Genomic DNA, 18,124 nt, shown 5'->3' on the forward strand with positions numbered 1-18,124 from the left:
TACACCTCCGAAGCCGAACGCCGCACCGCCCTACCCGGCTGGCTCCACTTCTACAATCACCACCGAACCCACTCCGCCACCGGCACCACACCCATCACCAGACTCAACAACCTGCCTGGACATCACATCTAGTCGGTGACGGTCATCCGCCAGCGGACCGGCTCGACGCCTTCGACCGTCGCGGTGGCCCAGTAGATCCCCGGGCGCGGCGTTTCGGAGCTGATCTTGCAGTCCTCGCGGGAGCGCTCGCCGTCCCAGGTCATCTTCCAGGGCAGGGATTCCTGGCTGTCCAGCGTCTTGGTGACCGGCTTCAGCGAGCTCACGCAATGATCACTGGTCCAGATCGGGTCCGTACCTGAGGTGATCGTGAACTCGAACGAGGCCGGGTCGATCGTGATCTTGCACGGGGCAGCCCCGCCGTTGATCACCGATAGGTCGTACGTGGAGTCCCGCTGGACCCGTACCGTGCGCTTGCCGATCAAGGTCACCCGGAGATCGTCCGGCTCACAGGCCACCACCTCCGGCGGCTTGGTCGGCGTCGGGGACGGACTGCCGCTGCTGCTGGTGCTGCTGCTCGGCGTCGGGCCGGGACTGGTCGGCGGCTTCGGGGTGGCCGACCCGGACGGGGTCGAGGAGGGCGTCCCGCTCGACTTCGGGGTCTCGCTCGGCTTCGGGGTCGAGCTGGGCTTCGGGGTGGCCGAGGGAGTCGGACTGTCGGCCGGCGGTACGGCGCTCGTCGGCTCCGGCCGGGTGAGCGTCTGGACCGCCAGCACCACGATCAGGACGAGCGCGACCACGGTCCCGATCACCAGTGCCCGCCGTATCCAATACGTACGCGCCGGCTCGGGCCCTACCGGCCGCAGCACGCCGCTCATGCCACTGAGGGTAGGGATGACTGTCCCCGGCTGGGGCTAGGCACGCCGGACGGGGGTCCGGGTCTGCACTCCGACGGCACACGAAAGACTGGTCCGGTGACTATTCGACTGATCCATGTTGGCCTCGGCGGCTTCGGCCAGGACTGGGAACGGCGCCGGTTCCCCCAGGTGCCCGAGGTGGAGCGGGTCGCCTGCGTCGACCCCGAACCGGCCATGCTGGCTCGCGCCCAGGAGCGGCTCAAGGTGCCGGCGGAGGACTGCTTCGGCTCGCTGGCCGAGGCGATCGAGGCCCGCGAGGCGGACGCGGTGTTGATCACGACGCCGGTCGACGGACATGCCCCGCTGGCCATCGAGGCGATGCGGGCCGGCAAGCACGTGATCACCGAGAAGCCGTTCGCGGCCAGCCTCGACGACGCCCGGGAGGCGATCGCCGTCTCCGAGGAGACCGGCCGGATCCTGCTGGTCAGCCAGAACTACCGCTTCCAGCCGGCCGCCCGGACCGCCGCCAAGCTGGTCGCGGAGCAGGCGCTCGGCCGGCTCGGCGCCGTCCGGGTCGACTTCCGGAAGTGGGCGAACGACAAGGAGCCCGGCACCCACAAGCACTACCGGCTGCACCACCCGCTGCTCTTCGACATGGCGATCCACCACTTCGACCTGATGCGGTTCATCCTCGGCCGGGAGGCGAAGTCGGTGTTCACCCAGGTCACCGACCCGCCGTGGAGCCGGTTCGTCGAGGAGGCCGCGGCGACCGTCACGGTGACGTTCGACGACGACACCGTGGTCAGCTACCGGGGCAGCTGGGTCAGCCCGGGCGAGCCGACCACCTGGAGCGGCGACTGGCATCTGGAGTGCGAGCAGGGCGAGATCTTCTGGACCGGCCGTTCGGGCGACGACGACGCCCCGCACGAGGTCGTACGGCTTCGCCAGCGCGGCGCGGAGACGGCGGAGGACGCCGAGTTGATCAAGCTGGACCGGCTCGGCCGGGCCGGTTCCCTGACCGCGCTGGTCGAGGCGATCGAGAGCGGCGAGGAGCCCGAGACCTCCGGCCGGCGCAACCTCGGCACCCTCGCCCTGATGGAGGCCGCGGCCCGGTCGGCCGTGTCGGGCCAGGTCGAACAGGTCTGATCCAGTGGGGTGCCGTCCGGATACGTTGACGACTGGCGGCGTCCAGGTGCGTGCATCGCCAGGCCGACGAGGAAGGCATATCGGGTCATATGTCGACTGAGGAGAACGCCGCGAGGCGCGTGCCTGGGCGTCGCCAGTCGTTGACGTATCCGGACGGCACTCCACTTGTGACGACGGCGGTGGTGTCGGCGGTGCTGCGCTGGTACGGCAGCGAGGCCCGCGACCTGCCCTGGCGCCGGCCCGGCACCACCCCGTGGCAGATCATGATCAGCGAGTTCATGCTGCAGCAGACCCCGGTGGCGCGGGTGCTGGAGCCGTGGCAGCGCTGGGTCGACCGGTGGCCGGTGCCGGCGGCCCTGGCGGCCGAGCCGTCCGGCGAGGCGGTCCGGGCCTGGGGCCGGCTGGGCTATCCGCGGCGGGCACTGCGGCTGCACCGGGCCGCGGTGGCGATCGACCATGATCACGACGGCGAGGTGCCGGCCGACCTGGCCGCGCTGCGCGCCCTGCCCGGCGTCGGCGACTACACCGCCGCCGCGGTCGCCAGCTTCGGCTTCGGCCAGCGGCACCTGGTGCTGGACACCAACGTGCGCCGGGTGATCACCCGGATCGGCGCCGGCCTGCAATACCCGGCCACCTCGCTCAGCGCCGCCGAACGCGCACTGGCCGAGACGTTCCTGCCCCGGCCGGCACCCCGCGCGGCCCGCTGGGCGGCCGCGTCGATGGAACTCGGCGCCGTCGTCTGCACGGCCCGGTCGCCGCGCTGCGATGTCTGCCCGGTCCGGTCCCGGTGCGCCTGGCGGGCCGCCGGCTACCCGGCCTGGGCGGGACCGCCTCGCCGTGGCCAGACCTACACCGGCACCGACCGGCAGTGCCGGGGCGCCGTCCTCGCCGTACTCCGGGAGCGGGACGATCCCGTACCGGCCGAGGAGCTGGCGACGGCCTGGCCGGACCAAGATCAATATCGGCGGGCGCTGGCCGGTTTGATCACCGACGGCCTGATCACCGAGGGCTCGTTCGGTTACGCACTGCCGAGCTAGCGGACGTTCAGGACCGGGGTGAGCGCCGGGTCCGCCGGTAGTGGTCCCGGGAACGGTTCTTGGCTCCGCAGTCCTCGGCCGAACACCAGCGGCGGTTGCGGCGCGGTGAGGTGTCGAGGTAGATCCAGCCGCAGGCCTCGTCGGCACACTGCTTGACCGGGGCCGGCTCCTCGAGGAGGATCCGGACCGCCTCGTGGCCGAGGCGCAGCGCCACCGAACGATGATCAACAAAGCGTTCCCGGGTTCGCCAGGACCCGTCGGCGCGTTCGAGTTCCACGCGCCCCCACCAGTCCCGGTCCAGCTCGAGCAGGGCGTTGGCCCCCTCCGGGTCACCGTCGATCACCGCCGCATGGACGTGTTCCCGGGTGCTCCGCAGTTCCGCTGACAACGCGCCGGTCGACTGCGCGGCGAGCAGCGCAGCCTCCTCCTCGGTGCACACCCCGAACGCCGTCGCCCAGGCCAGCGCCGCCGCATCATCGGGCAGGCGGTCCTGGCGCCGGCTCGGATCCAACCGCCAGGCGACCGTGTTCACCAGGTCCAGGCAGCGCTCGCCGGCCCGGGCCAGGAATCCCCGGTCCCTTCCGACCTCACGGGTGATCGCTAGTTCAGGCATGAGAATCATGTTATCGTCCCATTCAACGGGTGACTCGATGATTACCCGTGAGAATTCCGGATCTTCGCCGCGGCGCCGGCCGATCTGAAGGCGGTGGGGTCGTTGTCGGTTCGCTTCAGGATCGACCTCACGCCGCTGCGCGCGTCGCGCGACTTCAGGATCCTGTTCGGGTCGGGCACCGTGTTCGCGCTGGGCCTGATGTTCGGCTTCGTCGCGGTGCCGTACCAGCTGTTCCAGCTCACCGGGTCGAGCCTTGCCGTCGGGATCATAGGCGCGGTCGAACTGGTCCCGTTCATCGTGTTCGGCCTGTACGGCGGCTCGCTGTCGGACCGACTGGACCGGCGCACCGTTCAGCTGGTCACCGGCGCCGGGCAGGTGCTGCTCGCGATGATCCTCTTGATCAACGCACTCTTGGACGCCCCGCAGGCGTGGCTGCTGTACGCGGTGGCCGGACTGACCGCCGTCCTGTCGGCACTGCAACGGCCGAGCCGGGACGCACTGCTCCCCCGGGTTGTCGATCATGAGGACATCCCCGCGGCGGTGGCGCTGTCGTCGTTCGGCCTGCAGCTCGGCATGCTGGTCGGGCCGGCCGCGGCCGGGCTGGTCATCGCCGGTGCCGGATTGCCGGCGGCGTACGCGATCGAGGCGATCGGGCTCGGCGCGGCCACCGTGTGCCTGCTCGGGCTCCGGCGGCATCCGCCGACGGGTGGGCCGGCCACCGGGCACCTGGCGGCGATCGGCGCCGGTCTGCGGTACGTCAGGCAGCGCCGGGACCTGGTGGGGACCTACCTGGTCGACCTGGTCGCCATGGTGCTGGCAATGCCGATCGTCCTGTTCCCGGCGTTCGCCCTGCAGGTCGTGAACCGGCCCGACCTGCTCGGCCTGCTCTACGCGGCCGGTGCGGTCGGCTCGTTGATCACGACGCTGACCAGCGGTTGGACCCGCCGGGTCCGACGGCACGGCCGGGCCGTCGCGCTGGCCGCGATCGGCTGGGGCGCCGCGATCGCGCTGGCCGGGCTGGCCCCGAACGTGTGGATCACCCTCCTCTTCCTCGTCCTGGCCGGCGGGTTGGACACGATCAGCGGACTCTTCCGGTCCGTGATCTGGAACCAGACCGTCCCCGACGCCCTGCGCGGCCGGCTGGCCGGGATCGAGATGATCTCCTTCACGGTCGGCCCGGTCGGCGGGCAGCTGCGGTCCGGGATCATGGCCGACCTGAGCACGGTCCGTACCGCCATCGTCAGCGGCGGGATCCTCTGCGTGGTCGGGGTCGCCGCGGTCGCCGTCGGGTTCCGCGAACTCTGGCGGTACGACTCCGGTACCGACGAACACGCCGTCAACCAACGCACCGTCCGAACGCAGCGAAGGATCGCCAGCCATGCCGAATGATCATGAAATCCTGCCCCGCGCCGCCGGCACGGACGACGCCTCGGCCGCCATCGAGGCCAACCTGGACGCGTTCCTGTTCGCCCTCGGCCGGGCCGGCGGCGCCGAGGAGCGCTCCGATCCGACGGTGCGCTGGACCATCGGCGGTTCGCCGATCGACTACCACAACGCCGTCACCCGGGCCCGGCTCCCGGCCGACGAGGTGGACGCGGTCATCGAGGAGATGATCAACACCTGCCGCCGGCATCGGGTGCCGGGCAGCTGGCACGTCGGGCCGTCCATGCGGCCGACCGACCTGGGCGACCGGCTGCGGTCCCACGGGCTGAGCCCGGACGGCGCCGAACCGGGCATGGCTCTCGATCTGAGCCGGTTCGATCATGCTCCGGTGCCGGCCGGCGTCGAGGTCCGGCGGGTGGCCGACCGAAATGATCTTGATGCCTGGGTCCGTACCCTCGGGGCCGGGTTCGGCGAGGGACCGCGCGAGGCGGCCTGGGTCGGCCGCATGTATGCCCGGCTCGGGTACGAGAGTCCGGAACCCTGGCGGCACTACCTCGCCCGGTCCGACGGCCGGCCGGTGGGCACCGCCTCACTCTTCACGGCGGCGGGCGTCGTCGGCGTCTACTTCGTCTCGACCCATCCCGACGTTCGCGGCCGGGGCATCGGGTCGGCGGTCACCGCGGCCGCGCTCCGGGACGTCACCGGGCTCGGCTACCGGACCGCGGTCCTGAACGCGTCGAAGGCCGGCCACCCGGTCTACCGCCGGCTCGGCTTCCATGATCACTGCACGTTCCACAGCTACACCTTCGACCCCCGGCGCTGACGGGTCACCCGCCGCCGTCGAGGTCGGTCCGTTGCCGGCCGAGCCGCAACTCCGAGCCGACGAAGTCGATCTCGTAGAGCTTGCCGCGAGCGTTGTTGAAGGGCCGGTGCAAGATCAACAACGGGCGGCTGTCCCGGCCGAGGGTGGTGAAGATCATTCCGTGCCCGCTGTCCTGACGGACGAGCGGCGGGTGCTGGGTCCAGGGACCGGCCAGCCGGCCCGATTCCGACACGGCATAGGTCTGCACGTAGCCGCCGCTGACCTGCTTGCGGTTGGTGTTCTTCTCATAGGTGGACCAGAGCATGATCAACGCGCCGTTCGGAGCCCGGTAGAGCTGCGGCCCGTCGGTGACGTACGGGGCGAACTGGGCCGTCGAGGGCTCCGGAAGCTCCTCACCGAGCCAGGTCGCGTCGGAGCCCTTGAAGAGATGGATCGGGTCGCCGGCGGCCCGGCTGAGATCCTCCTCGAGCGGTACGGCTTCGATCGTGCCGTCGATCTTCTGCAGCCATTCGTGGGCGTACACCATCCAGGGCCGGCCGTCCGGGTCGACGTGCAGCGTCCCGTCCAGGTGCATGAAGTTCTCCGGGCCGGCCGGGCGGTCCTGGAGCGGCACGAACGGGCCGGACAGGCTGTCGGCGACGGCGATGATCGTCCCGCGCTGGTAGTTCGCCAGCTGCACCGGCAGGCCGTACGCATCCGGGGGCGGCACCGGGATCGGCTTGTCCTCGTTGTGCAGCGTGGTGAACAGGTAGTAACGGCCGCGGTACGCGTGCACCTCCGGGGCCCACGCTCCGTCGGTCGCCCACCTGCCCGGTTCGGTCCGGAACACGACGACCGGCCGGGTCCAGTCGCGGAGGTTGCGACTGCGGTAGACCATCGTGCCGGTGACCGTCTCGCCGGTCAGCGACGAGACGTTCGACGTGTACAGGTGGTAGTGCTCGGTCTTCTCGTCCACCACGACGTACGGGTCATGGAGCGGCATCTCCGGCAGCCGCAGGGGATAGTCGGCGGCGGAACTGAAGGTGCGCCCGGACGGTGACATGCGTGATCACGACTCCTCGGTGCGGTCAGGGTTGCGGTTCCGTCGCGGGCAGCCGGACCCGGAAGGTGGCGCCGCCGTCGGCGTTGGTCTCAGCGGTCACGGAGCCGCCGTGCGCCTGGGTGACCGCGGCGACGATCGAGAGGCCGAGCCCGGCGCCGCCGTGATGGCGTACCCGCGACTCCTCGGTCCGGTAGAACCGCTCGAAGATGTGCTCGCGTTCCTCCTCGGGCAGGCCCGGCCCGCTGTCCGAGACCTCGATCACCGCGTCGCCGCCGTCGCGGCGGACCCGGACCACCGACGGCGTGTCCGGCGGGGTGTGCTGGATGACGTTGGAGAGCAGGTTGCCGAGCACCTGGCGGAGCCGGTGCGGATCGCCCTGCACCACCACCGGGTCCTCGCCCGCCCCGGCGTCCGGCGCGTCCAGCCGGATGCTCCGCCCGGGATCGGTGACGACGGCGTCGGCGACCGCGTCCGAGGCCAGATCGGTCAGGTCGACCGGCTCCCTTTCCAGCGGCCGGCCCTGGTCCAGCCGGGCCAGCAGCAGCAGTTCGTCCACCAGCAGGCCCATCCGGTGTGCCTCGGACTCGATCCGGCGCAGGATCTTGGCCAGGTCGTCCGGCCGGGCCGCGGCGCCGCGGCGGAACAGTTCGGCGTGACCGCGGATCGTCGCGATGGGTGTCCGCAGCTCGTGCGACGCGTCCGCGACGAACCGGCGCAGCTGCTGCTCCGAGGCGGCCCGTTCGGCGAAGGCGCGTTCGATCTGGCCGAGCATCGCGTTCAGCGCCGACGACAGCCGGCCGATCTCGGTGCTCGGCCGGGCCGGCGGCACCCGCCGGGTCAGGTCGCCGGAACCGATCTCGCGGGCCACCTCGGCGATGTCGTTCAGCGGGCGGAGGCCGCGCCGGACCACGGTCACCGAGAGCAGCGCGACCGCGATCAGGGCGACCACGCCGGACACGGTCGCGGCGCTGGCCACCCGGCGCATCAACTCGTCGGATGCCTGGGTCCGCATCCCGACGATCAGCTGCTCGCCGCCGTCGCCGACCCGGCTGGACCGGAGCAGCCAGCCCGGGTCGCCGTTGCCCTCGGCGAGCGCCGTCTCGGCCTCGTTGAACGCCTCGCCGTCGGGATTCTCGGCCGTCGGTTCGACCGGCCAGTACGCCTTCGGCAGCGGCTCGGGCAGGTCCGGCGCCGACCCGTACACGACGGTCTGGATCACCATGCCGTCCGCGGACCGCAGCTGGAAGAACGACGGCAGCTCGCCGTCCTGGGAGGCCAGCGTCGACCAGGTCCGCCAGACGTCGTCCTCGGCACCGTCGCGCAGCCGCAGCCGGGGCTCCGGCCGGGCGACCAGCTCGGTGCTGAGCTGCCGGCCGACCGCGGTGAGCACGTCGTCGTTGCGGTCGGTCTGCCAGTCCTGCAGCGCGCCGGCGGTGGCGCCGAGCGCGACTCCGCAGCCGAGGACGAGCAGGCCGAGCACGGTCAGCACCAGGCGGGTGCGCAGCGACATGTCAGCCCCCGGCGCCGCGCCGGCGGACCGAACTGTCCCCCTCCGGAAGCCGGACGATGTAGCCGATCCAGGGGATGGTGTGGATCAGCGGCGGGTCGTAGGCGTCGATCTTGCGGCGCAGGTACGAGATGTAGGTCTGCACCACGCCGTCGTTGCCGGCGAAGTCGTACTCCCAGACATGGTCCAGGATCTGCCGCTTCGACAGCACCTTCCCGGCGTGCGCGACCAGGTAGCGGAGCAGCTTGAACTCGGTCGGGGTCAGCTCGATCGGCTCACCGTGCCGCCGCACCTCGTGCGCGTCGTCGTTGATCTCCAGATCCGCGAAGCCGATCCGGCTGCTGCCCGTGTCCGGCTTGGACCGGCGCAGCACCGCCTGGACCCGCAGCATCAGCTCGTCCAGGCTGAACGGCTTGGTGACGTAGTCGTCGCCTCCGACGGTGAGGCCGGCGATCTTGTCCTCGGTCGCGTCCCGCGCGGTGAGGAAGACCACCGGTGCGTTCTGGCCGTTGGCCCGCAGGGTCCGGCAGGTGTCCAGGCCGGAGCCGTCCGGCAGCATGACGTCGAGCACGATCAGGTCCGGATCGAACGTGGACACCTGTTCGATCGCCTCCCGGCCCGTCCCCGCGACGGACGTCTCGAACCCCTCGTACCGCAGCGCGGTCGCGATCAAGTCAGCCAGATACTGCTCGTCGTCGACCACGAGGACTCGTGTTGTTGATCCGCTCACGGGGTCCAGTCTGACAAGTCCACCGGCGGAGAGTTCATAGAGAACTCTGTGACAGCAACCTCTCAGACCGATCGCACGCCGATCGAAGATCGGTTTGGTGGTCTGGTGTCGTGGAAACCTTGTCGCGCTTCGTCCTCGCCCGTGGTCGGTTGATCACGCTGCTCACCGTCATCGCCGTCGCCCTCGGCGGCGGCGCACTCGCCCTCGTCCTGGCGAACGTGTCCGAGAAGAACGAGTACCCCGGGCTGCCCGGCTACGAGGCCAACCGGCAGATCCTGCAGACCTACGGGACCGGCGGGTACGAACGCCCGTACGTCCCCGTGATCACGCTGCCGGAGGGCATCACCGCCGACAGTCCGGAGGGCCGGGAGGTGCTCGCGGCGGCGTTCGCCGCGGCCGACCGGGCGACCGGGGGCCGGGTCGTCTCCTACGCCGACACCGGTGACGCCCGGTTCGTCGGCGACGACGGCCGGACCACCTTCGGCCTGATCTTCGGCGGGCCGGTCGAGCAGGGCGGGATCCCCGGCAGCGCCCTCGGCGAGGGCAGCACGCTGAACCTCACCATCGACGCGGCGATGCGGCCGGTGCTGCCGCCGGGCACCACGCTGTTCGTCACCGGGCTCGACCCGCTGGCGACCGGCGAGGACACCGGCGGGCTGAACGTCGGGGTGAAGTTGTTGATCACCATTGCCGCGGCGATCGTCGTGCTGGCCTGGGTGTTCCGCTCCGCGATGGCCGTGGTGCCGCTGCTCACCGCGTTGATCACGCTGCCGGTGTCGTTCATCGGCCTGCTGGTGGCCAGCTTGATCACCGAGGTGCACGAGACGACGACCACGATGATCCCGCTGCTCGGCCTGGGCATCGCGATCGACTACGCGTTGATCTTGGTCACCCGGTGGCGCGAGGAACGGGCCGCGGGCCGGGTCGGCGACGAGGCCGTCCACCGCGCCATGGCAACCGCCGGGCACGCCATCGTCTTCTCCAGTGTCGCGGTGGCGATCGGGCTGCTGGCCATGATCGTGCTGCCGATCCCGATCATGCGCAGCCTCGGCGTCGGCGGCATGCTGGTCACCGCGACCAGTGCCGTGGTGTCGCTCACCGTCCTGCCGTTGATCTTGTCCTGGACCGGGCGGCGGCTGGACCGCCGGGCCGCGGCCGGGAAGCCGATACGGCCCACCGGGTACGAGCGCGCGGGCCGGTTCTGGACCGCCTGGGCCCGGGGTGTGGTCCGGCACCGCTGGATCGTGGCGATTGGCTCCGTCGCCGCGCTCGGCGCGCTGACCGTGGTCGCGCTCGGGATCAACCTCAACGTTCCGGTCACCGGCGGCCTGTCCCGGTCCGGTCCCGGCCACGACGGCCTGGTCGCGCTGCAGAACACCGGCGTCCCCTCCGGGCCGCTGACCTCCTTCGACGTGTACCTCCCGCCGGGCACCGACCCGGTCGCGGTGGCCGACGGAATCCGTCCCCTGCCAGGGATCTACACCGTCGTCACGCCCCAGGGGTCCGACTGGCGGGCGGCCGACGGCTCGGCCCTGCTGACCGTACTGCCGGTCGACGAGGGCGGCTCACCGGCCGGCCGGGAGACCATCCAGCGGGTGATCGACGCGGTGCCGGACGGGGTCCTGGTCGGCGGCAACGTGACCCAGCAACTGGACTACGTCGACGCGACCTATGCCGCCTTCCCGTGGATGCTGGCGCTGATCGCCTTGATCACCTTCGTGATGCTGGCCCGGGCCTTCCGTTCGGTCCTGCTGCCGCTGAAGGCGATCGCGCTGAACCTGCTCTCGCTCGGTGCGGTGCTGGGCGCGATGGTGATCTTCTGGCAGTGGGGCTGGGGCACCGAGGCACTGCTCGGCATCCAGCCGAACGGGACCGTCGGCACCTTCATCCCGGTGACCATCTTCGCCTTCCTGTATGGGCTCTCGATGGACTACGAGGTCTTCATCATCGCCCGGATGCGGGAGGAGTACGACCGCACCGGCTCGACCGAGGAGGCCATCGTCCAGGGCATCGGCCGGACCGGCCGGCTGGTCACCTGCGCGGCGTTGATCTTGTTCTTCTCGTTCGCCTCGATGGCCGGCGGCGGCGAACTGGATGTCGCCGTCTTCGCCTCCGGCGTTGCCCTCGGCATCATCCTGGACGCGACCTTGATCAGATCCCTGCTGGTGCCCGCCACCGTCGCCATGATGGGCCGCTGGAACTGGTGGCTGCCGGCCTGGCTGGCCCGGATCCTGCGGGTCGACCCGTCCCCGGTCCGGAACGAGGCTGTGCTGAAGGGGAACGGTGCCCCGGATCCGGAGCCGCGGGTACCGGTGAGCAGCGGCGTCTGATGTCCTTGCCGGGCAGACTTCTCACAGGTCAGTGACTCGCACCCCACGGCGGTAGCGCCGTGATCAATTCGCTCACGAGAGCCGCGAAGGCCGGCGGAACCGCGGGGTCGCCCTGCGCGGCCGATGCGGCGATCTGGGGTATCGGGCTTCCCGGCGCAGCGGCCTGCACCCGCAGGACGCTGAGCGCCTCGGCGGTGGCGGCCGAGGCGTGCTCGTCCTCCCGGTGCCGCTGGAATCCGACGACGAACTCGCTGACGTCAATCGCCTGGAGAAGCCTGAACACGTCCAGTGCATCCTTTTCCTTCACCCGATCGCGCTGATTGGCCGCTTGCTCGAGACGCTCGCCGATCTTGATCATCTTTGCCGTCAGCAGTGCGGCCGGCCCGGCGACGCGCAGGTCGCTCGTCCTGGGATCGCTCTGGTCGAGGGACACAAGGGTCACCATCTCGTTGTCGATCAAGGCTGGTTCGAGGCCGTGCGCAATCCGTGCAGTGGCCTTCTCGTGCGGTGCGATCCGGGCCGCCCGCGCGGAGCGCCTGTCGGTGCCCGCCTGGTGCGGCACAACCATGAGGTCGATCGCGACGTCGCTCAGCGCCACCCAGTGGCCGGGATTCGCACCCGGCCTGAAACCCGCCGCCCGCAACTGCGAACCGATCTCCGGCGCGTCGGCAAGCTGACGTGTGTCGACAGCAAGATCAGCATCCGTCGTCATCAGCGGGACGTTCAGGTCCGTCGCTCCGGTGTGGTGGTAGACCGCCTGGGCACCCACCAGAACGAGACTGGACAGGTGGCTGTCCAGAGCTGAGAGAGCGTGGAGCAGCACTTTGCGTGCAGCCACGTACTCGGGTGCAGGTTCATCCATGATCATTCCTTCCACAGCGGGTCCGTTGCCGCTAGCGCGTTCATGAGCTGCTGCGCCTCCGCATCGGAACGGCCGGGCAACGTCATCAGGTCCGCGACGACCAACGGAAGCGGAGCTGTCACGAGCGTCCCGGGGTCACCGGCGGGCATGAGGATGTCCGAGTCCTGCGGCCGCGCGATGATCACATTCGCGGTCGCAGGTTCCGCATCGATCAAGCCGAGAGGGGCGGCGACCTGTACCGGGTCCGCCGAGTAGAGGGCAAGGAGGCGGAGGGGGACAACGGATGTCACTGACTCCGGAAGCAGTCGACGCGCAGCGGCTGATCCGGTGAGGGCAACGCCGGTCAGATCACCGAGACGGGCCATCGCCCGGTCCAATCCCCTCGCCGCGATGAGATACCGGACCGAATGATTGGTCCTGGCGAAGGCGTAGTCCGCCACCCACCGACGTATCAGACCGCGGCGCCGGACGGCGACGACGCCGCCGTCCTTACCTCGGTCGACGATGCCCTCCGCGGCCAAGGTGGCCAGAAGCTTGGACACCGAGCCCGGCGACACACCGGCGATGCCGGCGAGGGCTCGGACTCGGACGGGCAACTCGGTCATCGCCAGACTGCGAATGATTCGACTTGCTGCAAGTCCGTTGAGCCTGGTCACCGCTGCGGACTTGACGGGTGAACGCGGCGATCGAGCTGCACCTTGTCCGGTGAGAAGCACGAGGGGCTTGATTGAGGCGACCCGAATCCAGCCGGTCGAGTCGGCAAAGCTGAAGTCTTCAGCGGCCAGTGTGTCCCGCAGTGCAGGCCCGATGTAGTCGGAAACGAACAGGATCGGAACACCGCCGTTCGAGCGTTGAAGATCTCGGAGCGCGCGAACGAGCACCGAGCTGGAGAGTGCGCCGGACCGCTTCGCTTCGACCAGAAACGAGAGCCGTGCAGGAGCCGGTCCTACGAGTTCGACGAGTCCGTCTGCTTTCGAGTCGCCAGACTCCTGGTTGTAGTCGATGCGCCAGGATGTAGGCAGCAGCGCGGCGAGTCGAGCGAGCGCCTCACCTACCATTGATTCTCGAAGTGGCGTGTTTCCCATGGCGAGAAACAGGCTATTTCAAGAAACGTCTCACATCAACCTGCTCCTCGACGACTGGAGCCTCGTTGGTCGCCTGGGGCGGCGCTGATCTTGGTCTTCTCGTTCGCCTCGATGGTCGGCGGCGGCGGCCTGGACGTCGCCACCTTCGCCTCGGAATGAGAAACGGCTCCGGATCCGGAGCCGCGAGTGCCGGTGAGCACCGGCGTCTGATTTCCTGTTAGCTCAAGCTTATCGCAGTCCCACCCCGCGCCGCCTCCGGTTTATCGGCCCGTGAAATCGGGCTACCGGACCGGCTCGGAAGCTGCGCACAATGACCCGGCTCGGCCAGGAGACTCCTAGCTGACCAGGAGGTTCGTTGTGTCAGCGGATGACACGGCCACGGCCGGCGGCGAGGTTCGCCGCCGGCTTGCCGACAGTCCGGTCCGCTATCTCCGGCACGCGCAGGTGCTCTGGCGGGCCTCCCGCGGGTGGACCGCGCTGAGCACGCTGCTGGTCCTGCTCGACGCTGTCGTCCGGACCCTGTTGATGATCATGATCGGCCGGTTCGCCGGCGCGGTCGCGGCGGCCGTCCGGCCCGGCGCCCCGGCGTCGGAGGTTGATCAGGTCTGGAGCTCCCTGGTCGCGATCGCCGCCCTGCTGCTGCTCGGCCCGGCGGTGCAGTCGCTGAAGGCGGTGACGGCGGCGCGCTGCTCGGCGGCCTACCTCGCGTACGTCTTCGATCTCCTGGCCGAGGCCGGCGTCGGGCCGCGCGGGATCGGGCACCTGGACAGCCCGGGTCCCGCGGGCCGGCTCCGCGCCATCGCCGACGCCACGAAGGACTGGTCGTTCCTGATGGGGATCGACTCGACCTGGTCGGTGCTGACCTCGCGGCTGGCCGCGGTCGGCGCCCTGGTCCTGCTGCTGCCCTGGCGCTGGTGGGTGCCGCTCCTGGTCGCCGCCACCTTCGTCCTGCTGTCGTACGTGTTCATGGGCTGGATCGGCCTGGCGTTCGACCGGCTGCTGCAGACCACGGGTGACCAGCGCCGGCGGGCCGGCTATCTGCGCGGCCTGATGCTCGGAACCGAGGCGGCGAAGGAGATCCGGCTGTTCGGCCTGGCGGACTGGCTCGGCGAGACGTACCGGTCGACCTGGACCGAGGCCATGACGGGACTGTGGCAGTCCCGGCAGCGCGGCCTCGGGCCGGTGCTGGGCGCCTGCCTGGCCGTGGCCGCGACGACCGGCGGCGCGTTGATCATGATCGGGGTGGACGTCGTCGCCGGGGCGGTGACGCTGGGCGGCGCGGTGACGCTGGCCCAGGCAGTGCTGCGGCTGCAGATGTTCGGCCAGCTCGGGAACCCGAGCTCCGCCCTGACCCGGAACACCTCGACGCTGAACGCCCTCGCCGAGCTGCGCCGGGAACTGGGACTGCCCGCGGTCCGCACGCTTCCCGGTACGGCCCGCCCGGCTGGTCCCGATCGTGGCCCGGCCGCGGTCCGACTGGACGGCGTCAGCTTCGGCTATCCGAGTCGGAGGACCCTCGCCCTGGACGGGGTCAGCCTGGACGTGCCGGCCGGGCAGTCGATCGCCGTGGTCGGCAGCAACGGCGCCGGCAAGTCGACCATGATCAAACTGCTCTGCGGGCTCTACCAGCCGGACCAGGGCACGGTCCGGGTGGACGGCGCCGACCCGGCGGTCGACGAGACCGCCCGGAGCCGGGTGGCGGTGATCTTCCAGGACTTCGTCCGCTACCACCTGCCCTTGCGGGACAACGTCCGGCTCGACGCCGGCGATCATGATCACGAGGTACTGGAGCGGGCCCTCGCCGATGCCGGCGGCGCCGGTCTGCTGAACCGTCTCGATCATGGTTGGGACACCGTGCTGTCGGCGGCGTACGACGGCGGCACCGACCTGTCCGGCGGCCAGTGGCAGCGGGTCGCGCTGGCCCGGGCGCTGGCCGCGGTGGCCGACGGTGCCGGCGTGTTGATCTTGGACGAGCCGACCGCAGCGCTGGACGTGCGGGCCGAGGCGGAACTGTTCGACCGGTTCCTCGAGGTGACCCGCGGCGTCACCACGATCCTGGTCAGCCACCGGCTGTCCAGCGTCCGGCACGCCGACCGGATCGTCGTGCTGGCCGACGCCGCGGACGATGATCAGGGAATCGTCGAGGACGGGACGCATCAGGAACTGATGGACCGCGGCGGCCGGTACGCGGCCATGTTCCGGCTGCAGGCGCGGCGCTTCGCCCGCGACGACTCCGGCGAGGAGGCCCGATGAGCCCGGCCCTGCGCGGGATCGGCATCGTGCTGCGGACGGCGGTCCGGGTCAGCCCCTGGCAGTCACTGCTGTGCCTGGTCGAGACGGTCGGCAAGGTGCTGGCCGCGCTGGCGCCGCTGTTCATCGGGATCTTCGCCGCCGGGGCCGTCGACCGCGACCTCGGCCGGATGGCCGGCGCGGCCGCCGCCCTGGTCGGTTCGACCGCCGTCACGAACGCGTTCTCGGCCCTCGGCGTGAACGCGCAGGTGAAGCAGCACGAACTCGTCGGGCACACCCTGGACGCCGAGATCGCCCACCGCACCGCGCGGCTGCCGACCCTGGACCACCTGGAGTCCGCCCGCTTCCAAGATCGACTGCAGCTCCTGAAGGACGGCGAGGGCGTGCTCGGCGGAGCCTTCAGCCTGCTGGTCCACACGATCAACATCCTGGCGTTCTCGGTCGCCGTGCTGATCGTGGCGGCCACGGCGGACTGGCGGCTGTTGATCTTGATCGCGATCGGCGGGGTCCGGATGCTCAGCGCCCGCTGGACCGTCCGCTGGGAGCGGGACGCCGAAGAGGCCGGCGCCGCCGCGAGCCGGCTGTCCCGCCATCTGCTCGACCTGACCGGTTCGCCCGCGGCCGGTGCGGAGACCCGGGTCTTCGGCCAGCAGCAGCCGCTGCGCCGCCGGCTCCGGGCCGCGGTCCTCGGCTGGCGTACCCCACTGGTCCGGGCCGGCGACCGGACCAGTGTGCTGGACGCCGGGCACCTGCTCGTCTTCTACGCCGTGGCCGCGCTGATTCTGGCCTGGATGACCCGGGATGCCTTGGCCGGAACGGTTTCCGTGCAGGCCCTGGTGGTCGCCGTCGGGGTGCTCGGCTCCCTGCACGGCGTGAGCTCGTCCTTCGTCGAGGCGATCCGCAACTTCAGCAGGATCGGCCGGAACTGCGCCCGGCTGGTCTGGCTGATCGACTACACCGACCGGGTCACGGCGGAGCAGCCGGCCCGGACCGTACCGCCGGCTCGGATCGAGCACGGCCTCCGGATCGAGAACCTGAGCTTCGGCTACGGCGACGCCGACCGGCCGGTGCTGACCGGCATCGATCTCGACCTGCCGGCCGGAACGGTGATCGCCCTGGTCGGCGAGAACGGCGCCGGCAAGTCCAGCCTGGTGAAGTTGATCAGCGGGCTGCACCGGCCGACCGGCGGCCGGATCATGATCGACAACCAGGACCTCGCCGACCTCGACCCGGCCTCCTGGCGGACCCGGCTGTCCGGAGCGTTCCAGGACTACGCCCGGTTCGAGTTCACCGCGCAGCACGCGATCGGCGTCGGCGACCTCCCGGCACTGGACCGGGAGGACCGAGTCCGCCGGGCCCTGCACGACGCGGCCGCCGAGGACGTCATCGCCGCCCTGCCGCAGGGACTCGGCACCCAGCTCGGCACCACCTGGCCGGCCGGCGTCGACCTCTCCGGTGGCCAGTGGCAGCGGATCGCCATCGCCCGCGGCATGATCCGCCCGGCCCCGCTGCTGCTGATCCTCGACGAACCGACCGCGGCCCTCGACGCCGCCACCGAGCACGCCCTGTTCGAGCGCTACGCGGCCGCCGCCCGCACCGCCGCCGGCCACGGCGCGATCACTCTGCTGGTCACCCACCGCTTCTCCACCGTCGCGGCCGCCGACCTGGTCGTCGTGCTCGACCAGGGCCGGGTCGTCGAGACCGGCACCCACGAGGACCTGATCGCCGCGGGCGGTCGGTACGCGGAGCTGTACGAACTCCAAGCCCGCGGCTACCGCTGACCCCTCCTCCCCCAACCCCCGCTGACTGGGCACAAAAGCAGGCGTTTGGACGGCGTGTCGCTGCGGTTGTGCCGAGTCGACGGAGCCCGGGGTCGTCGGTTCGGAAGGGGAATCGCGACCTGCCGGATCACGAGATCCGGCCGGCGGTGTCCGATCCGACCGGGCCCGTTCGTGGTGAGGGCAAGGAGACCCTTTCACCCCGAACGAGGAGATTTGATCATGAAGGAATTCGCCACCAAGCCCGGTACGAAGATCGCGGTGTGGATCGTGTCCGCCCTGCTCGCGGCGTTCTTCGTGTTCGTCGGCGGCAGCAAGGCCCTGATGGCGTGGGAGGTGCTGGAGGCCGCCTCGATGGGGATCCCGGTGATCCTGCTCAAGACCGCCGGGTTCGCGGAACTGTTCGGCGCGGCCGGGCTGATCCTGCCCGCGCTGACCCGGATCGCCCCGGTGCTGACCCCGATCGCCGCAGCCGGCCTGGTGCTGACCATGATCGGCGCGACCGGGGTGGAGATCGCGCTGGGCCATCCGGTCACCGCGGTCCAGGCCGGGGTCGCCGGCCTGCTGTCCGCCTTCGTCGCCGTCGTCCGGTTCGCCGGGTTGCGGGCGACCACGCCGAGACGAGTTCGGACGATCGGCACCCGTACCGGCGTGTCTGCTGGTGCGGCCTGAGACCGTACGCGA

16 protein-coding genes and 1 pseudogene are annotated in these 18,124 nt (G+C 70.8%); 10 read left to right on the forward strand and 7 right to left on the reverse strand.

All coding sequences use genetic code 11. The features are described 5' to 3' along the window. Positions 1 to 132 (forward strand): annotated as a pseudogene (locus tag ACFQU4_RS13085) (IS481 family transposase); the annotation flags it as partial. Here ACFQU4_RS13085 and ACFQU4_RS13090 read toward each other — a convergent pair. Continuing rightward, complete coding sequence (locus ACFQU4_RS13090) at positions 129 to 488, reverse strand: hypothetical protein (protein ID WP_377492271.1); 360 nt, start codon at positions 486 to 488, stop codon at positions 129 to 131. The pseudogene ACFQU4_RS13085 and the gene ACFQU4_RS13090 sit on opposite strands and share 4 nt — an antisense overlap. Between ACFQU4_RS13090 and ACFQU4_RS13095 the strand changes: the two genes are divergently transcribed. From ACFQU4_RS13095 to ACFQU4_RS13105, 3 genes are all read left to right on the forward strand, one after another. Next, the gene (locus tag ACFQU4_RS13095) at positions 472 to 915 is read left to right on the forward strand and encodes a hypothetical protein (protein WP_377492274.1); all 444 of its coding nucleotides are present in this window, start codon (positions 472 to 474) and stop codon (positions 913 to 915) included. The two genes, ACFQU4_RS13090 and ACFQU4_RS13095, sit on opposite strands and share 17 nt — an antisense overlap. Positions 916 to 971: 56 nt before the next feature. Continuing rightward, positions 972 to 2,000 (forward strand): Gfo/Idh/MocA family protein, encoded by a 1,029-nt coding sequence (locus ACFQU4_RS13100; RefSeq protein ID WP_377492277.1) that lies wholly within the window; start codon positions 972 to 974, stop codon positions 1,998 to 2,000. Positions 2,001 to 2,167: 167 nt separating this feature from the next. After that, the gene (locus tag ACFQU4_RS13105) at positions 2,168 to 3,037 is read left to right on the forward strand and encodes an A/G-specific adenine glycosylase (protein ID WP_377492280.1); all 870 of its coding nucleotides are present in this window, start codon (positions 2,168 to 2,170) and stop codon (positions 3,035 to 3,037) included. A 7-nt stretch (positions 3,038 to 3,044) separates the two neighbouring features. Here ACFQU4_RS13105 and ACFQU4_RS13110 read toward each other — a convergent pair whose 3' ends face one another. Continuing rightward, positions 3,045 to 3,650 (reverse strand): CGNR zinc finger domain-containing protein, encoded by a 606-nt coding sequence (locus ACFQU4_RS13110; RefSeq protein ID WP_377492283.1) that lies wholly within the window; start codon positions 3,648 to 3,650, stop codon positions 3,045 to 3,047. A 102-nt stretch (positions 3,651 to 3,752) separates the two neighbouring features. Between ACFQU4_RS13110 and ACFQU4_RS13115 the strand changes: the two genes are divergently transcribed. Both ACFQU4_RS13115 and ACFQU4_RS13120 read left to right on the forward strand, forming a co-directional pair. Then, positions 3,753 to 5,039 carry an MFS transporter gene (locus ACFQU4_RS13115; protein ID WP_377492286.1) on the forward strand — a complete coding sequence of 429 codons (1,287 nt, stop codon included), beginning with the start codon at positions 3,753 to 3,755 and terminating at the stop codon, positions 5,037 to 5,039. Next, the gene (locus ACFQU4_RS13120) at positions 5,029 to 5,856 is read left to right on the forward strand and encodes a GNAT family N-acetyltransferase (protein WP_377492289.1); all 828 of its coding nucleotides are present in this window, start codon (positions 5,029 to 5,031) and stop codon (positions 5,854 to 5,856) included. Before ACFQU4_RS13115 ends, ACFQU4_RS13120 begins: the two co-directional genes overlap by 11 nt. A gap of 4 nt (positions 5,857 to 5,860) precedes the next feature. Here ACFQU4_RS13120 and ACFQU4_RS13125 read toward each other — a convergent pair whose 3' ends face one another. From ACFQU4_RS13125 to ACFQU4_RS13135, 3 genes are read right to left on the reverse strand one after another with little or no spacing between them, the layout of a single operon-like run. Beyond that, entirely contained in the window at positions 5,861 to 6,898 is a 1,038-nt protein-coding gene (locus ACFQU4_RS13125; RefSeq protein ID WP_377492292.1) for a glycoside hydrolase family 43 protein, read from the reverse strand. A 25-nt stretch (positions 6,899 to 6,923) separates the two neighbouring features. Next, on the reverse strand, positions 6,924 to 8,408 hold the full coding sequence (locus ACFQU4_RS13130; RefSeq protein ID WP_377492295.1) for a sensor histidine kinase: 1,485 nt from the start codon (positions 8,406 to 8,408) through the stop codon (positions 6,924 to 6,926). A 1-nt stretch (position 8,409) separates the two neighbouring features. Next, positions 8,410 to 9,135 (reverse strand): response regulator transcription factor, encoded by a 726-nt coding sequence (locus ACFQU4_RS13135; RefSeq protein ID WP_377492299.1) that lies wholly within the window; start codon positions 9,133 to 9,135, stop codon positions 8,410 to 8,412. 110 nt (positions 9,136 to 9,245) lie between these two features. On the opposite strand from ACFQU4_RS13135, the gene ACFQU4_RS13140 reads away from it, so the two are divergent. Next, entirely contained in the window at positions 9,246 to 11,465 is a 2,220-nt protein-coding gene (locus ACFQU4_RS13140; protein WP_377492302.1) for an MMPL family transporter, read from the forward strand. Between the two features lie 28 nt (positions 11,466 to 11,493). On the opposite strand, the gene ACFQU4_RS13145 is transcribed toward ACFQU4_RS13140, so the two are convergent. Then, positions 11,494 to 12,327: a hypothetical protein gene (locus ACFQU4_RS13145; RefSeq protein ID WP_377492305.1), complete on the reverse strand. Its 834-nt coding sequence runs from the start codon at positions 12,325 to 12,327 to the stop codon at positions 11,494 to 11,496. A gap of 2 nt (positions 12,328 to 12,329) precedes the next feature. Next, a complete protein-coding gene (locus tag ACFQU4_RS13150; protein ID WP_377492308.1) occupies positions 12,330 to 13,412 on the reverse strand; it encodes a helix-turn-helix domain-containing protein in 1,083 nt (360 codons plus the stop codon). Between the two features lie 357 nt (positions 13,413 to 13,769). Between ACFQU4_RS13150 and ACFQU4_RS13155 the strand changes: the two genes are divergently transcribed. The 3 genes from ACFQU4_RS13155 to ACFQU4_RS13165 all read left to right on the forward strand — a co-directional run bounded on the left by ACFQU4_RS13155 (position 13,770) and on the right by ACFQU4_RS13165 (position 18,112). After that, positions 13,770 to 15,665, forward strand: a complete 1,896-nt coding sequence (locus ACFQU4_RS13155; RefSeq protein ID WP_377492311.1) for an ABC transporter ATP-binding protein — start codon at positions 13,770 to 13,772, stop codon at positions 15,663 to 15,665. Next, entirely contained in the window at positions 15,662 to 17,443 is a 1,782-nt protein-coding gene (locus ACFQU4_RS13160) for an ABC transporter ATP-binding protein (RefSeq protein ID WP_377492314.1), read from the forward strand. Before ACFQU4_RS13155 ends, ACFQU4_RS13160 begins: the two co-directional genes overlap by 4 nt. Positions 17,444 to 17,662: 219 nt before the next feature. Continuing rightward, the gene (locus ACFQU4_RS13165) at positions 17,663 to 18,112 is read left to right on the forward strand and encodes a DoxX family protein (RefSeq protein ID WP_377492317.1); all 450 of its coding nucleotides are present in this window, start codon (positions 17,663 to 17,665) and stop codon (positions 18,110 to 18,112) included. Positions 18,113 to 18,124 lie beyond the last annotated feature (12 nt).

This window comes from Microlunatus sp. GCM10028923 (assembly GCF_042666975.1).
Taxonomy (GTDB): domain Bacteria; phylum Actinomycetota; class Actinomycetes; order Propionibacteriales; family Propionibacteriaceae; genus Microlunatus.

What these genes read in the sequence shown, in the direction of transcription:
- ACFQU4_RS13110 (WP_377492283.1), bottom strand. Translation starts at nt 3,650, where the DNA reads ATGCCTGAACTAGCGATCACCCGTGAGGTCGGAAGGGACCGGGGATTC.
- ACFQU4_RS13120 (WP_377492289.1), top strand. Translation starts at nt 5,029, where the DNA reads ATGCCGAATGATCATGAAATCCTGCCCCGCGCCGCCGGCACGGACGAC.
- ACFQU4_RS13125 (WP_377492292.1), bottom strand. Translation starts at nt 6,898, where the DNA reads ATGTCACCGTCCGGGCGCACCTTCAGTTCCGCCGCCGACTATCCCCTG.
- ACFQU4_RS13130 (WP_377492295.1), bottom strand. Translation starts at nt 8,408, where the DNA reads ATGTCGCTGCGCACCCGCCTGGTGCTGACCGTGCTCGGCCTGCTCGTC.
- ACFQU4_RS13145 (WP_377492305.1), bottom strand. Translation starts at nt 12,327, where the DNA reads ATGGATGAACCTGCACCCGAGTACGTGGCTGCACGCAAAGTGCTGCTC.
- ACFQU4_RS13150 (WP_377492308.1), bottom strand. Translation starts at nt 13,412, where the DNA reads ATGGGAAACACGCCACTTCGAGAATCAATGGTAGGTGAGGCGCTCGCT.
- ACFQU4_RS13160 (WP_377492314.1), top strand. Translation starts at nt 15,662, where the DNA reads ATGAGCCCGGCCCTGCGCGGGATCGGCATCGTGCTGCGGACGGCGGTC.
- ACFQU4_RS13165 (WP_377492317.1), top strand. Translation starts at nt 17,663, where the DNA reads ATGAAGGAATTCGCCACCAAGCCCGGTACGAAGATCGCGGTGTGGATC.